The following is a 14,514-nucleotide window of genomic DNA, read 5'->3' as shown; positions in this document are numbered from 1 at the left end:
ACCATTGTCGGCCTAATCCGCGGTCTTTCATGCAGCAGGGGCTCTCAATGTTTTTATGTCCTGCTCATATCGTCTGTGCCGGCACTTTGGGACACTCCTTTGCTAGAAGATCCGGCGCAGGTCTCCGCGGTTGTGGGCTTCGTCGAAGAGGTGCTTGAACACCACGCTGCCGTGCAGGCCGTCGTGCTCAAACTCGTTCGTCACCCAGGCATGCGAGTTGCCTACGCGGCTGAGCGTGTCGAGCTGCAGGCCCGAATCCACGTACATGTCATCGAAGTACACGGCGGCCTGGAGTGGCACCTCGTTGCATGCTAGGCGCTGCGGGTCGTAGATCTTGTCCCAGCTCGTGTCTTCCATCAGCAGGTCCATCGCGGGCTTGAAGGGCTTAAGTTCGGGCATCTGCTCAAACATCCACGGGAACATGGCCTCGCCGGTAAACATGAGCGGGCGCGCGAGGGTGTCGAACTCGGCGCGGTGCGCCTTCTCTTCTGCCGCGGCCCAGCGAATGGGCATGGTGTCGCCGTCGGCGTAGATGAACTCCTGCAGCGTCCAGTACAGCGGGTTTGTGCGCGTGTTGGTGCGCTCGAAGGCACGCATCAAAAAGCTGTCTGATACCGAGGTTCCACAGCTCAGCGTGCCGTCGCCGTCAACAAACGCATGGTCGATAATCCAGTGCATGCGCTCAAAGCTCGGCTTCATGCCAAAGTCGCTGCCCATGAGCTGTAGGCGCTCGACCGTCATCGGCGAGCCGTCGGGCAGTGCGGGCTTTTGCTCCTCGATCGCATCGGCCAGCGCCGCCACGCGCTCGACATCGGCGGGGTAGCGGTCGTAGTACTGCTGCGTCTTGGCTGCCATGCGCGGGAAGGTGTGTGCGTAGACCTCGCTGGCGCTCGCCGGCACGTGCGGAATGCCGCCGCAGGTAAAGCTTGCCGCCACGCCCTCGGGGAAGAGCGACAGATAGCTCAGCGTCAAAAAGCCGCCGTAGCTCTGGCCGAGCGTGACCCAGGGCTTGCCGCCAAAGCCCACCAGGCGCAGGTACTCAAAATCGCGCACGATGGAGCTGGCGAGGTGTCGCTTGAGGAAGTTCGCCTGCGAGCGTGCGGCATCGGAGCCTGCTGCCTCGGCGCGCTCGCCCAGTGCGGCAATCGTGCTCCCGTCTACACAACTGCTGCGTCCGGTGCCGCGCTGGTCGGGCAGGACGACGCGGAAGTGCTTGACGGCCTCCTCGATCCAGCCGTCGCTTGTGGGTGACAGCGGACGCGGGCTCTCGCCGCCGGGGCCGCCCTGCAAAAAGAGAAGGAGCGGCAGGTCGTCGTTGATGCGGTCGGGCGCGCAAACCACGCGGTAGAAGATCTTGATGCTCTCGGGCGCGCCGGCGATGGGTGCCGGCATAGCGCCGCGGCGCATGGTGCTGCCGACGGCCAGGAGCATCGGCTCCAGGCCGCGCCAGTCAAGGGGGGCGTCGATGCTGTGGTCCTCGACATAAAGGCCGGGGACGTGGTACGAAGTGATGAGGGCCATGTGAGTCTTCCGTTCGTTGCGGTGTTTCGGGTTGACCAATTCTACCGCCGCGGGCGAGGCCATGCGCAAATCGGCTACCATGGTTGCAAACTTCTAGGAGAAAGGGCCGCCCATGTCGGTCGATATAGCCACGTATGTCCATGATCTTGCCGTTGCCGCCAAGGCCGCTTCGGGCGCGCTTGCCACGGCGAACGATGCCCAGCGCCAGGAGGCCGTGCGCGCCATGGCTGCAGCGCTGCGCAACGGTGTCGACTCCATCGTTGCCGCTAACGAGCTCGATATGTCCGCCGCGCGCGATGCGGGCACTTCGGCGGGGCTCCTCGACCGTCTGCTGCTGACGCCCGAGCGCGTCGAGGGCATGGCCGCCGGCCTGGAAAAGCTCGCCGAGCTGCCCGATCCCGTCGGCCGCGTGCTCGACCACCGCGTGCTTGCAAGCGGCGTGGACCTGACCCGCGTGAGCGTGCCGTTGGGCCTGGTCGCCATGGTCTACGAGGCGCGCCCCAATGTGACGGCCGACGCCGCGGGCATCTGCATCCGCACCGGCAACGCCTGCATTCTGCGCGGCGGCTCGCTGGCCTATCACTCGTGTGCCATGATCGCCGAGCTGCTGGCCGATGCGCTCGAGGCCAAGGGCTTCCCGCGCGAGGCCGTGTCGATAATCGAGTCCACCGACCGCGAGGCCACCGGCGAGCTCATGAAGCTCCGCGGTATTGTCGACGTGCTCATTCCGCGCGGTGGTGCGGGCCTGATTCAGCGCTGCGTGCGCGAGTCGCTTGTGCCGGTGATCGAGACGGGCACGGGCAACTGCCACATCTACGTGCATGAATCCGCCGACTTCGATAAAGCGCTCAACATTATCGTCAATGCCAAGACCCAGCGCGTGGGCGTGTGCAATGCCGCCGAGTCGCTGCTGGTCGACCGTGCTGTGGCCGATGCGTTTTTGCCCGCGGTCGTGGCCGTGCTGCACGACCGCGGCGTGCTGATTCACGGCGACGAGGCCACGTGCGCCGCGTGCGCCGACGCCGGCTTTGTGGAGGGCGATGACTACGTCGGCGCGACTGAGGAGGACTGGGGTCGCGAGTACCTGGCGCTCGAGATGAGCGTGAAGGTCGTGGCAAACGAGGACGAGGCCATCGCACACATCAACCGCTACGGCACGATGCACTCCGAGGCCATCGTTGCCGAGGACACGGATGCTTGCGAGCGCTTCCTGGATGCGGTCGATGCCTCGGCCGTGTACTCCAACGCCAGCACTCGCTTCACTGACGGCGGCGAGTTTGGCCTGGGCGCCGAGATCGGCATCTCGACCCAAAAGCTCCACGCCCGTGGCCCCTTTGCCGCCGAGGCCCTCACTACCTACAAATACAAGCTTCGCGGCACCGGCCAGGTCCGCCCCTAACGCCCGCGCAAAAAATAAAAACCACCACAAAGGTGCCTGTCCCCTTTGTGATGGTTTTGGAATTAAGCCTGAAAGGTGTCGCGGTCGGGGGCGAAGGACTGCATGGCCGCGATGGTACGGTCGAAGAGCTCGGGGAGCTCCCAGCCCAGCATCTCGGCACCCTGCGTAATCACGTCGCGCGAGCAGCCGGCGGCAAAGCGCTTGTCCTTGAACTTTTTCTTGAGCGACTTGGTCGTAAAGTCCATGACGCTCTTACTCGGACGCATGATGACGGCAGCACCGATCAAGCCGGTGAGCTCGTCGCAGGCAAACAGGATCTTTTCCATCTGCAGCTCGGGCTTGGGCAGCGAGGTGTTGAAGTCCGACGTGTGCGTTTGAATGGCGCGAATGAGATCGGGAGACGCACCTTCGCCCTCAAGAATCTCGGCAGCATAGATGGTGTGGTTCATGGGGTCGTCCTCATGCTCCTCCCAATCTAGGTCGTGCAGCAGACCGACGATGCCCCAAAACTCCTCGTTCTCGGGGTCGAACTCGCGCGCAAAGTAGCGCATGGTGCCCTCGACCGTTTCGCCGTGGGTGATGTGGAACGGGTCCTTATTGTGCTCGTTGAGCAATTCGAACGCACGGTCGCGGGTGATTCCGGCGGAAAGTGGCTCTGCCATAAAAGACTCCTTGTGCTCGCAGGTATCGCTAAGAATGAATACTACTAGAACGACTAGAACGAAAAAACCACCACAAAGGTGCCTGTCCCCTGTGTGGTGGTTTTTGGCGCGGATGGGTTAGTTGAGGGCGGCTTGGGCTAGGCGGGCTTCGGCGGCCTCCTCGGTGACGCCCAAGGCCACGGCGAACTCCTCGATGGAGCGGCGCTTGGCTTCCTTGAGTACACGCATATAGTAAGAGCTGGGCTTTTTATCGGCTTCCTCGGCCTGGCGAATGCGGTGCATCATGGTCTTTGCCACGCGGACCGTCTCGGGTGCGCCCAGCTTGAGCTGCTGCTTAAAGTGTGTCTCTTCAAGCGAGCTGTTGCGCTCGGTAAAGGTGTCGCACTCCAGCTCGTCATAGTGGCTCAGCAGATGCTCGGCATCTTGCTGAGAGATGGCGGCATGTAGACGGTCGGCCTGCGCCACGGGGTACATAAGGATCGTCTGCGCATGCCCCTGCTTGGCCTCGAGCAACAACATGGGCTGCGGCGTGTCGTCCCTAAAACCGACGACGGTGCAGACTCCCTGACCCGGATGAATGACGTGTTGACCGATTGAGAACATGCTACCTCCAACTTATACGAATTTACGTATGTCTAGAATAACACGCTGACGTGCGCAAATCCTCGCTTTATGCAGGAAAAGCACACAACTCTGATAGGTAAGAGTATTCGATAAAAGACACAGCTCATTCACACCTTTATGCATTTTCAACGCGTGCATAATCTGCAGGCAGACCGGCATCTTTGAGTGACTCCATACAAGCTGTAGTCAATTTTGTGCATATGCAATTTCGATTGGCTTTACCCTGCGACAGTGCCCCTCGCTTGTGATAGAGTGCTACAAACTCTGGCTTTTGCCCTACGAGTGACCAAGAGCTCGGGGGCTTTAACACAAGGAGGATCTATGCCCGAGAAGATTGAAGAGCTGGTACGCGCTGCGCTTGCTGCGGCCCAGGAGGCCGGCGACCTTTCCGCATTTGAACTTGACGATTGCGCTATCGAGCGACCGGCTGACACTTCTCATGGCGAGTGGACCTCTACCATGGCCCTGAAGTCCGCCAAGCTGGCCCGCTGCGCCCCGCGCAAGATCGCCGAGGCCATCGTTGCCCATATGCCCGAGGATCCCGCGATCGAGAAGGTTGAGATCGCAGGCCCCGGTTTCATCAACTTCTACCTCTCCGTTGCCGTCAAGAATGCCATCTTTGGCGAGGCTCGCGAGAAGGGCATGGACTTCGCTAAGTCCAACGTCGGTGGTGGCCTGAAGACCCAGGTCGAGTTCGTTTCCGCTAACCCCGTCGGCCCCATGCACATCGGCCACGGCCGCTGGGCCGCGCTGGGCGACTCGCTCTGCCGCGTTATGGACCACGCCGGTTACGACATCCAGCGTGAGTTCTACATCAACGACCACGGCTCTCAGATGAACACCTTCGGCAACTCCATCAGCACGCGCTATATGCAGCTTGCCGACATCATCGCCAAGCAGGGTGTGGATATCGACGAGGCTCACAAGCTGCTGATCGCAGACCGCGACGCCTTTGTTGCCGACGAGAACGACGAGCACCCCGAGACCCATCCGTACCAGGACAACTTTGCCGAGACTCTGGGCAAGGACTCCTACGGCGGCGACTACATCATCGACGAGGCCGCCGAGTTCTGGCGCACCGACGGCGATAAGTGGGTCAACGCCGATCCGCAGAAGCGCATGGAGAGCTTCCGCGAGCGCGGCTATGTAAAGATGGTCGACAACATGCGCGACCTCTGCCACGCCGTCAATTGCGACTTCGATCGTTGGTTCTCCGAGCGCTCGCTGTATGTGAAGGACACCGAGGGCGAGACCGCCGGCACCTCCGCCGTCGACCGCGCTTTTGAGAAGCTCGACAAGATGGGCTACCTCTACACTAAGGACGGCGCCCTGTGGTTCCGCTCCACCGACCTGGGCGATGACAAGGACCGCGTTCTGATCAAGTCCGACGGCGAGTACACCTACTTCGCCTCCGACGTCGCCTATCACTGGGATAAGTTCCAGCGCGTCGACCACGTCATCGACATCTGGGGCGCCGACCACCACGGCTACATCGAGCGCGTCCGCTGCGTCTGCGACGCTCTTGGCTATCCCGGCAAGTTTGAGGTTCTGCTGGGCCAGCTCGTCAACCTGCTGCGTAACGGCAAGCCCGTCCGTATGTCCAAGCGCAAGGGCACCATGGTGACCCTGCAGGAGCTCGTCGACGAGGTCGGCTCCGATGCCGCTCGCTACACGCTCATCTCCAAGAGCTCCAACCAGATGGTCGACTTCGATATCGAGGCCGTTAAGAAGCGCGACAACTCCAACCCGGTGTACTACGTGCAGTACGCTCACGCCCGCGTGTGCTCCATCCTGCGCCGTGCCGCTGACGTTACGCCCGAGCAGGCTGACGAGATGGGCATGAAGGCCGTCGCCGCCAAGGCCATCGGTGAGAACGTCGATTACTCGCTGCTGACCGACCCGACCGAGCTCGCCCTTTCGCGCAAGCTCAACGAGCTCACCGACCTCATCGCCAGCTGCGCTCGCGACCGCGCCCCGTTCCGTCTGACGCACTTTGCTGAGGAACTCGCCGGCGACTTCCACAGCTTCTATGCTGCCTGCCAGGTTCTGCCGAGCGAGGGCCGTCCCGTCGACCCCGAGCTTTCGCGCGCCCGTCTGGCCGCTTGCGACGCCGTCCGCGTGACGCTCGCCCTGGTGCTCACCCTCGTTGGCGTTTCCGCGCCCGAGCAGATGTAATCTGCGAGTCATTTGACCGCGCAAGTTTGGTTTAACTGAGCCTTGAAAGCCCGATCTCCCACGGAGGTCGGGCTTTTTGCAAACGCCGACGTATTGACGAATTTGGAACTGCTGGAAATACGAAACTATGCCGGTTTACTACGATGAAATGAGAAATTCCAACCACGCCGGCTTTTCGCAAAAAAGTGCAAGGCATCTACCTGCGGTTTTAGTTCAACAAGTTTCGGAGTGGTCGCGGTTGAGCGATTCATCGTAGTAAACCGCCATAGTTTTGGCGGAGGCAGTCAGATTTGTGGGTGTTAAACCAAAGATTGTCCCTTTTGACTAGTCGTTTAAGAGCGTTCCCAATGACTAAGTTGCAGGTGGTTGCGGTTGTGTTACACTAACGCTGCGTATATGACGCAATCATCTCGATACAGATCAATGATGTCCGTCGTTTTGAACGGAACTAGACTGTTTAGCCGCCCTGAAGGTTTATGCAGGGAGCATGTGATCACAGGGCTTGAAAAGAAAGTTGAGCAAACACTGTGTCTGATCAACAGCAAGAAAACGAAATAATGACGACGCAAGCCGCTCCCGCTGCACCGGTTGCGTCGGACCAGGTCGCGGCGCCCGCGCATGCCTCGGCTCCTGAGACGCCTAAGGCTGCTTCGACGCCTACGCCTGCAACGGCTGAGAAGGCCGTGCCTGCAACTGGTGAGGAGGCTGTTCCGGCAAAGCCCAAGCGCACGCGCCGCACGGCCAAGCCTGCCACAGACGGCGAGGAGGTCACCAAGCCCAAGCGCCGTACCACGCGCACGACGCGCGCCAAGCGCACCGTTGCAGCTGACTCCTCGGCGCCGATTTCCGATGAGGTCGCGCAGGCACGTGCGTTGGCTCAGATTAGCGAGGCTCAGGTGGTGCGCGCCCGCCGTCGTGCTGCCGAGCGTGAGGCCGCGGCTCTGACCGAGCTTGCAGCTCCGTCTGTGCCCGAGACACCTGCCGCCACCGAGACCCCTGTCGCCGACCAGCCGACCGAGAAGCCGGTACCGCGCACACGCCGTCGCACGGCTGCTAAGGCCGAGCAGGTTGCCGATCAGGTAACCCCCGAGCTCACTGAGGCTTCGGTCCGTTCCGTGGCAGGGGAGGGCACATCGCCTGTTGAGCCCGCTGCGTCTGTCGAGGCCAGCGAAGTTCCCGTTGTCGATCCGGCTTTGCGCCCGCACCGTCGCGGTCGCAAGCCCAAGGCCTTCGTCGAGGCAGAGAAGGCCGCAGCCGCAGCTGCAGCCGCTCGGGATGCTGCGGCGACCGCCGAGTCTGCAACCGCTGCCGATGCACCCGTCCAGGATGCTACGACTTCCGAGGCCGCTCCCGCCGATGTCGAGCTCGCCGATGTCCGTCCCGGTCGCAGCCATCGTACTGCTGCTAAGCGCACGTCCAAGGCCAAGGCTGCCAAGGAGGGTGCGTCCGAGAATTCCGCCGAGACGACCGCCGATGCATCGACTGATGCCGCCGAGCCCCAGGACGTCGAACAGACTGCGTCCGAAAAGCCCAAGCGCGGTCGTAAGAAGTCCGCTAAGGCCAAGGCGCCCGAGCAGCAGGCTGATGCCGAAGCGCAGGTCGATTCCGGCGCCGAGGCCAATGGCGCTGCTGCGGCCAATGGCGACGCCGCTGCAACTGATGGTGCCGCCCCCGCCGAGGTCGAAGACGGCACTCGTCCCAACCGTCGCCAGCACAAGCGCAACGACGAGCGCAACGAGCGCAAGGACGACCGCAACAACGACCGTCGCAACCGTCAGCGCGATCGCAAGCAGCGCAACAAGGAACGTAATGCCGCCCCCACCGAGCCCACGCTTTCGCGCGAGGAACTCGCGGCCATGAAGGTCGCCGAACTGCGCGAGAAGGCCAAGGAGTTCGAGATCGAGACGACCGGCAAGAAGAAGGCCGAGCTCGTCGAGGAAATCTACACCACTGCCGCGAAGGCCGAGGGCTTCCGCGACATCAAGGGCATTCTGCAGATTCGCCCGGACAGCTCCGGCATCATCCACGCCCATGGCTACATGAAGTCCAACGACGACGCCTTCGTGCCCGCCTACCTCATCCGCTCCGCGCGCCTGCGCACGGGCGACGTCATCGAGGGCTCGCTGCGTCCTTCGCGCGGCGGCGACAAGCGCGCCGGCCTCGCCAAAATCACGACCGTCAACGGTCTGGACCCCGAGCAGATTCGCAACCGCCCCAAGTTCGGCGACCTCACCCCGGTCTATCCCAATGAGCCGCTGCGCATGGAGCACGGCAAGGATTCCATCACCGGTCGCGCCATCGACATCGTGTCGCCGATCGGCAAGGGCCAGCGCGGCCTGATCGTGTCCCCGCCCAAGGCCGGCAAGACCACGATCCTCAAGAAGATCTGCCAGTCTATCTCGATTAACAACCCCGAGGTGCACCTCATTTGCCTGCTCGTCGACGAGCGCCCCGAAGAGGTCACCGATATGCAGCGTTCCATCAAGGGTGAGGTTGTGGCGTCGACCTTCGATATGCCTGCCGACAACCACACCCGCGTGGCAGAGCTCGTCATCGAGCGCGCCAAGCGCATCGTGGAGCTGGGTGGCGACGTCGTGGTGGTGCTCGACTCCATCACGCGTCTTGCCCGTGCCTACAACTTGGCGGCGCCCGCCTCAGGCCGCATCCTTTCGGGCGGCGTCGATTCGGCGGCCCTGTATCCGCCCAAGCGCTTCCTGGGTGCAGCCCGCAATATCGAGAACGGCGGCTCGCTCACCATCCTGGCCTCTGCCCTCATCGACACCGGTTCCAAGATGGACGAGGTCATCTTTGAGGAGTTCAAGGGCACCGGCAACATGGAGCTTAAGCTCGACCGCGACCTGGCCGACCGCCGCATCTTCCCGGCTATCGACCCCGTTGCCTCCGGTACGCGTAACGAGGATCTGTTGGTCGACGAGCAGATGCGTCCGTTTGTCTTTGGTCTGCGTCGCATTCTTGCCGGCATGAACAACACCGAGCGCGCGGCCGCATCGTTTATTAAGGGTCTTAAGGGCACCAACACGAACCAGGAGTTCCTGGTGCGTTCGGCCAAAAAACACAGCGACTACGAGCAGACGTTCTAGGTTGTCATCCACACGCAACGATAGTCATCAATGCGATAGAGGGTCGGGGCTTTGAGCTTCGGCCCTCTTCCATAGCGCCGCTCCGCGCTTATTTTTGACCGTAAGACCGACGAGCAGCAGGTTTCCCGTTTCAATCCGACATCGTCGCTTGCAATCGGCAGGGCGGTTTCGCATAATAGCTTTTAAGCTTCGCGACGGAAAACGCAGATGAAACGAACCATATACCGTTGCTTTGGGGCATAGCCCCGCTTCATCTTCTCTCGCGCAGCCAACTGAATGATGCGATTTGGGTGCTGGAAGATGGGGAGAGCTCATGGCTTCTTCTGATGCAACACAACGAGCAGTCCTTGCCGGACTTTCGTGCGGGATCGGCCTTGCCGCTCCCGTGGTTATGTATGCCGCGACGCTGCCGTTTTCGTCGGTGAACGAGACGGTCGTGGCGGGTGCGGTTCCCTTCGCCGTGGGCGCGGTGGCGGGCGTGGGCATCTATGCCGCCTCGCTGGGTATCTCCGAGTATCGTGCGCAGCGTGAAGAGCGTCTGTTCCAGCCCGATGCCATGGGCGGTGCCGCCAATCTCAATCAGCATCAAAGCGAGTTCAAGACCGCCTCGATTCCAGCTCAGCAGCAGGATGCGACTCCTTACGCTGCGACTTCTGCTTCTCAGGCTCAGTCGGAGCAGTCTACCTCGGCATTCCTTTCCGGCCTGACTGGTGCGTTCCAGCGCCGTCATGCCGATGATGGTGTCCCTACCATCGCTCGAGCCGCAGATGCTATGGACGAGGACGAGGCTTGGTCTATGATCGACAGTATGCTCGACGACGATTCGCCGGTGAGCTGCGACCCTGCACACTCGCGCGACGTCTATCAAGTCGCCATCGACGAGCTCACCAACGGCGGGCAGTCCGGCTCCTTCAATCGCGACGACATCGCCGCCGCGGCACGCGCCGTGTCTGGCTCCCAGGCCGCCCCTGCGGGCAGCACGGCGGCTTTCGTGGCACTCGTCGCCAACGCGGCAGCCAATAACGCCTACAGCGCTACCTCGGCGGACGCGAACGCTTCTGCCGATAATTCGTACGTTGATGAAGCCATGACCGCGGACGAGGAGGCCGTTGCCGCCCGCCGCGCCGCCGAAAGCTCGCTTTGGGGCGCTCCTGCCCAGCAGCAGGCGGCTGAGGCTGCGCCGTACAACGCAAACCTCGCCAGCATGCCTATCATCTCCGGTGTCGCGGACATCGATCTCGATGACCTCGATGAGCCTGCAGCCATCACCGCATCGATTGATGCCCAAGATCGCATCGACACCGGCGACCTTCCGGACGCTTCGCTCGAGGTTGATGTCCCTATGGCCGATTACTCAGGCCACGAGGACATGTGGGCCGCCGCCACCGCGATTCTGGATGAGATTGACGAGCCTGCTCCTGTTGCAGCCCCCGCTCCCGTCACTGCCCCTCAGCCTGCTGCCCCCGCCTATGTCGGCCGTCACAGCGCTGTGTTCCCCGAGGATACTGCCCGCATCTCGCGTGAGAGCATCGAGCGAGCCGAGGCTATTGCCGCCGGCATTATGGAAAATCGTCGTCACGAGCGCGTCAATCAGATCCTCGAGGAAGAGATCGAGCGCCTGCAGTCCTCTACCGCCAAGCGTACGGGCCGTGCCTATCTGAGCGTTATCGAGGGCGGTACCGCCAGCTTCGCGCCGCTCCGCGCGGAGGCATAACTTCTGCATGGTTAAGATCAATCGAAAATGGGCGGTCGTGACCTGCCTGATGGCGCTCTTGATCTGGGGCAATTCGCTGGTTCCCGGCTCGGGGTCGGGCTCGCTGAGCCTAACAGTCATGGAAGCTATCCGCGGTTTCCTGCACGGCGTGGGACTTCCATATGCATGGGTGACCAACTTTGTTGTTCGCAAGTGCGCGCATTTTACCGAGTATATGGTGCTCGGTATCTTGGCAACGCACGCCTTTGATTTTGAGGGCCGGCGCACCTTTGACGTGCTGCTGCCCACGGCGGTGTTCCTGCTGCTGATTCCCTCGATCGACGAGACGATTCAGCTCTTTGTGCCGGGACGCGCCGGCATGATCACCGATGTGATGATCGACTGCTGTGGTGCGGCAACGGGCGTTGTGCTCCGATATCTCTTACGGCCGCTGATGCGCGCCAAAAAAGCCGCCTAGGACGTATTGTTTGGTCCTAGGCGGCCTTTTTTATTTGAGGGCTTATATGAGGCGTGGTGGCGTCGTTCCGTAGGTCGGATTTGCCGGGCGCGCCACGCCCTGTGGGTGCGTCTGCTACTGAAGCGCCTGAGCGCCCAGGGCCAAGCAGCCCATAATGCCCTGTTTGCCCTCGAGGCTGTTGTTGACGATATAGCTATCAATGTCGGCCATCTCGGGCGTGACGATGTAGCCGTTGAGCATCTCGGCGCACTTCTTGCGCGCGAGCGGCACGATGGGGGTGTGGTCGGCCACGCCGCCACCGATGACGATCTTTTGCGGTGCGTAGCACAGGATGTAGGTCATGAGCGCCTGCGCCAGATAGCCGGCGAGCAGGTCCATGGCCTCCGGGCCATCGGCCATCTCTCCGGCGCTCTTGCCACCCCAGCGCTTTTTGACGCCGGGACCGGCGATGAGGCCCTCGAGGCAGTTGTCGTGGAAGGGGCAGCCGCTGTGCTCGCCGATGGTGTCGCGCGGGTCGCGCGTGACCAGGATGTGGCCGGCCTCGGGATGCATCATGCCGTGCACGAGCTTACCGCCCGAGAGCACGCCGGCGCCCACGCCGGTACCGATGGTCAGATACACCACGTCAGTGAGGCCCTGGGCGCAACCAAAGGTGACCTCGCCCAGGCAGGCGACGTTGACGTCGGTGTCGTAGCCGCAGGGAATATTGAGCTCGTTTTGGATGGTGCCCAGCAGGTCAAAGTAGCGCCATGCCGTTTTGGGCGTCTCCAGGATCTTGCCGTATTGGGACGAGGCAGGGTTGACTGCGGTGGGGCCAAAGGCGCCGATGCCCAGCGCGGCGATGTCCTTGTCGGCAAACCATGCGTTGACGGCCTCAACGGTCTCCTGCGGGGTCGTGGTCGCAATCTGCTCGCGTTCCAGGACCGTGCCGTCTGCATAGCCCGTGGCGCAGACCATCTTGGTGCCGCCGGCCTCGAGCGCTCCGATAAGCTGCTGCTCTGCCATAGTATTCCTCTCTGGACGAGTTGCTCCGTGACTAAAGTATAGCGCTCTAAAAAATAAATGAGGTCGCTATAAAAAGAAACCTCATGGCCCAACGGGTTCACGAGGTTTCTTTAGTGCCTTTAGTTACTGACCGTCCTTACCCGCGCGGGTTGATTTTATCACGTAGCGACTTGAGGTTCTCAAGCGCAGCGTTGAGCGTCTCGTCTCGCTTGGCAAAGTGGAAACGAATCAGATGGTTGACGGGCTCGCGGAAGAAGCTCGATCCGGGAACAGCGCCCACGCCCACCTTGGAGGCCAGGTCCTCGCAGAAGTCGAGGTCGCTGTCATAGCCAAACTCCGAGATATCCATCATCACGTAGTAGGCGCCCTGCGGCACGTTGTGCTCAAGACCGATGCTATCGAGCCCCTGACAGAATAGGTCGCGCTTGGCGGTGTAGAGGTCGAGGACCTCCTGGTAATAGCTGTCGTCGAATTTGAGGGCGGTGACGACAGCTTCCTGCAGGGGAGCGGCAGCACCCACGGTGAGGAAGTCGTGGACCTTTTTAATGCGCTCGGTGATCTGGGCCGGGGCGATGGTGTAGCCCAGACGCCAGCCGGTGATGGAGTACGTCTTAGACAGCGAACTGCAGCTGATGGTTCGATCGAACATGCCGGGCAGCGTGGCCATATAGACGTGCTCGTGGGGCGCGTAGACGATGTGCTCGTATACCTCGTCGGTAATGCAGTAGGCGTCGTACTTTTTGCAGAGGTCGGCGATTAAGGTGAGCTCCTCGCGCGTAAAGACCTTGCCGCAGGGGTTGGAAGGGTTGCACAGGACGATGGCCTTGGGATCGTTGTCGCGGAAGGCCGCCTCGAGGACCTCGCGATCGAAGTCGAACGTGGGCGGGTTGAGCGGCACGTAGATGGGCTCGGCACCCGAAAGGATTGTGTCGGCGCCGTAGTTCTCGTAGAACGGCGAGAAGATGACGACCTTGTCTCCGGGGTTCGTAACCGTCATCATGGCGGCCATCATGGCCTCGGTGGAGCCGCAGGTGACTACGATGTTCTCGTTGGGGTTGATCGGCATGCCCATAAAGTGCTCCTGCTTAGCGGCGAGCGCCTCGCGCATGGCCTGGGAGCCCCAAGTGATGGAGTACTGGTGATAGAGCGGCTTGGGGTCGGTCGCGATGGCGCTGAGGCTCTCGAGCAGCTGCGCCGGAGGATCGAAGTCGGGGAAGCCCTGCGACAGGTTGACGGCGCCATACTTATTGGAGATGCGCGTCATGCGGCGGATGACCGAATCGGTAAATGTTGCCGTGCGATTGGAGAGTTCTTTCATGCTTGTCCTTTCGAGCATTTGCAGTGGGGCAAGTTTACTCCTATGAAACCGGTGGGAATTGCTCGAAACGCGCTCGAAAAACTCTTTTCAAAATTCTTGAAAATTGGGGCTTGCATCGCGTGGCGTTCCTTGCAATAATAGTCGAGCGCGAAGCGCACAGGACACGGTGGGTGTAGCTCAGTTGGCTAGAGCGACGGGTTGTGGTCCCGTAGGTCGAGGGTTCGAGTCCCTTTACCCACCCCAGTTCTTGCTTCGTGTTGATATCGGGTCGTTAGCTCAGTTGGTAGAGCAGGGGACTCTTAATCCCAAGGTCCAGGGTTCGACCCCCTGACGGCCCACCACACGATATCTCCTCTAAAGTCCGCTACGACGGACTTTAGCTTTGGGTCGTTAGCTCAGTTGGTAGAGCAGGGGACTCTTAATCCCAAGGTCCAGGGTTCGACCCCCTGACGGCCCACCAAAGCATGTTAAGACGGTCAGCGAAAGTTGGCCGTCTTTTTTGTTAACCTCGCATGGGGTCGAACCCGTAAGGGCACAG

Annotated in this window: 10 protein-coding genes and 3 tRNA genes; 8 read left to right on the top strand and 5 right to left on the bottom strand. The window is 61.5% G+C overall.

The window, feature by feature from the left end; translation table 11 throughout:
• Window positions 1-102: 102 nt before the first annotated feature.
• Window positions 103-1,521 carry an alpha/beta fold hydrolase gene (locus GT571_RS04025; RefSeq protein ID WP_161155621.1) on the bottom strand — a complete coding sequence of 473 codons (1,419 nt, stop codon included), beginning with the start codon at window positions 1,519-1,521 and terminating at the stop codon, window positions 103-105.
• 112 nt (window positions 1,522-1,633) lie between these two features.
• Between GT571_RS04025 and GT571_RS04020 the strand changes: the two genes are divergently transcribed.
• On the top strand, window positions 1,634-2,920 hold the full coding sequence (locus GT571_RS04020) for a glutamate-5-semialdehyde dehydrogenase (RefSeq protein ID WP_161155619.1): 1,287 nt from the start codon (window positions 1,634-1,636) through the stop codon (window positions 2,918-2,920).
• A gap of 62 nt (window positions 2,921-2,982) precedes the next feature.
• Here GT571_RS04020 and GT571_RS04015 read toward each other — a convergent pair whose 3' ends face one another.
• Together GT571_RS04015 and GT571_RS04010 are read right to left on the bottom strand one after the other, a co-directional pair.
• Window positions 2,983-3,582, bottom strand: a complete 600-nt coding sequence (locus GT571_RS04015; RefSeq protein WP_055252329.1) for an HD domain-containing protein — start codon at window positions 3,580-3,582, stop codon at window positions 2,983-2,985.
• A 117-nt stretch (window positions 3,583-3,699) separates the two neighbouring features.
• Window positions 3,700-4,185 (bottom strand): CarD family transcriptional regulator, encoded by a 486-nt coding sequence (locus tag GT571_RS04010; protein ID WP_089572030.1) that lies wholly within the window; start codon window positions 4,183-4,185, stop codon window positions 3,700-3,702.
• A 342-nt stretch (window positions 4,186-4,527) separates the two neighbouring features.
• Between GT571_RS04010 and argS the strand changes: the two genes are divergently transcribed.
• The 4 genes from argS to GT571_RS03990 all read left to right on the top strand — a co-directional run bounded on the left by argS (window position 4,528) and on the right by GT571_RS03990 (window position 11,653).
• Window positions 4,528-6,381 (top strand): arginine--tRNA ligase, encoded by a 1,854-nt coding sequence (argS, locus tag GT571_RS04005; RefSeq protein WP_161155617.1) that lies wholly within the window; start codon window positions 4,528-4,530, stop codon window positions 6,379-6,381.
• Between the two features lie 557 nt (window positions 6,382-6,938).
• Entirely contained in the window at window positions 6,939-9,482 is a 2,544-nt protein-coding gene (rho, locus tag GT571_RS04000) for a transcription termination factor Rho (RefSeq protein ID WP_161155615.1), read from the top strand.
• A gap of 313 nt (window positions 9,483-9,795) precedes the next feature.
• The gene (locus tag GT571_RS03995; protein ID WP_117839749.1) at window positions 9,796-11,196 is read left to right on the top strand and encodes a hypothetical protein; all 1,401 of its coding nucleotides are present in this window, start codon (window positions 9,796-9,798) and stop codon (window positions 11,194-11,196) included.
• Between the two features lie 7 nt (window positions 11,197-11,203).
• Window positions 11,204-11,653 carry a VanZ family protein gene (locus GT571_RS03990; protein ID WP_117800435.1) on the top strand — a complete coding sequence of 150 codons (450 nt, stop codon included), beginning with the start codon at window positions 11,204-11,206 and terminating at the stop codon, window positions 11,651-11,653.
• Between the two features lie 114 nt (window positions 11,654-11,767).
• On the opposite strand, the gene GT571_RS03985 is transcribed toward GT571_RS03990, so the two are convergent.
• Together GT571_RS03985 and GT571_RS03980 are read right to left on the bottom strand one after the other, a co-directional pair.
• A complete protein-coding gene (locus GT571_RS03985; protein ID WP_161155613.1) occupies window positions 11,768-12,658 on the bottom strand; it encodes an ROK family protein in 891 nt (296 codons plus the stop codon).
• Window positions 12,659-12,794: 136 nt separating this feature from the next.
• Window positions 12,795-13,976 (bottom strand): pyridoxal phosphate-dependent aminotransferase, encoded by a 1,182-nt coding sequence (locus GT571_RS03980; RefSeq protein WP_161155611.1) that lies wholly within the window; start codon window positions 13,974-13,976, stop codon window positions 12,795-12,797.
• 166 nt (window positions 13,977-14,142) lie between these two features.
• On the opposite strand from GT571_RS03980, the gene GT571_RS03975 reads away from it, so the two are divergent.
• From GT571_RS03975 to GT571_RS03965, 3 genes are all read left to right on the top strand, one after another.
• Window positions 14,143-14,219 (top strand) — tRNA-His (locus GT571_RS03975).
• A 22-nt stretch (window positions 14,220-14,241) separates the two neighbouring features.
• A tRNA-Lys gene (locus GT571_RS03970) sits at window positions 14,242-14,317 on the top strand.
• A 43-nt stretch (window positions 14,318-14,360) separates the two neighbouring features.
• Window positions 14,361-14,436: transfer RNA gene (locus GT571_RS03965), tRNA-Lys, on the top strand.
• Window positions 14,437-14,514 lie beyond the last annotated feature (78 nt).

The sequence above is a fragment of the Collinsella aerofaciens genome (assembly GCF_009876115.1).
In the GTDB taxonomy this organism is placed as follows: Bacteria; Actinomycetota; Coriobacteriia; order Coriobacteriales; family Coriobacteriaceae; genus Collinsella; species Collinsella aerofaciens_N.
This window is presented reverse-complemented; position numbering and strand designations above follow the sequence as displayed.

Excerpts from the sequence above, each read along its gene's own strand:
- GT571_RS04025 (WP_161155621.1), bottom strand. The coding sequence starts at position 1,521 with ATGGCCCTCATCACTTCGTACCACGTCCCCGGCCTTTATGTCGAGGAC.
- GT571_RS04020 (WP_161155619.1), top strand. The coding sequence starts at position 1,634 with ATGTCGGTCGATATAGCCACGTATGTCCATGATCTTGCCGTTGCCGCC.
- GT571_RS04015 (WP_055252329.1), bottom strand. The coding sequence starts at position 3,582 with ATGGCAGAGCCACTTTCCGCCGGAATCACCCGCGACCGTGCGTTCGAA.
- GT571_RS04010 (WP_089572030.1), bottom strand. The coding sequence starts at position 4,185 with ATGTTCTCAATCGGTCAACACGTCATTCATCCGGGTCAGGGAGTCTGC.
- argS (WP_161155617.1), top strand. The coding sequence starts at position 4,528 with ATGCCCGAGAAGATTGAAGAGCTGGTACGCGCTGCGCTTGCTGCGGCC.
- rho (WP_161155615.1), top strand. The coding sequence starts at position 6,939 with ATGACGACGCAAGCCGCTCCCGCTGCACCGGTTGCGTCGGACCAGGTC.
- GT571_RS03995 (WP_117839749.1), top strand. The coding sequence starts at position 9,796 with ATGGCTTCTTCTGATGCAACACAACGAGCAGTCCTTGCCGGACTTTCG.
- GT571_RS03990 (WP_117800435.1), top strand. The coding sequence starts at position 11,204 with ATGGTTAAGATCAATCGAAAATGGGCGGTCGTGACCTGCCTGATGGCG.
- GT571_RS03985 (WP_161155613.1), bottom strand. The coding sequence starts at position 12,658 with ATGGCAGAGCAGCAGCTTATCGGAGCGCTCGAGGCCGGCGGCACCAAG.
- GT571_RS03980 (WP_161155611.1), bottom strand. The coding sequence starts at position 13,976 with ATGAAAGAACTCTCCAATCGCACGGCAACATTTACCGATTCGGTCATC.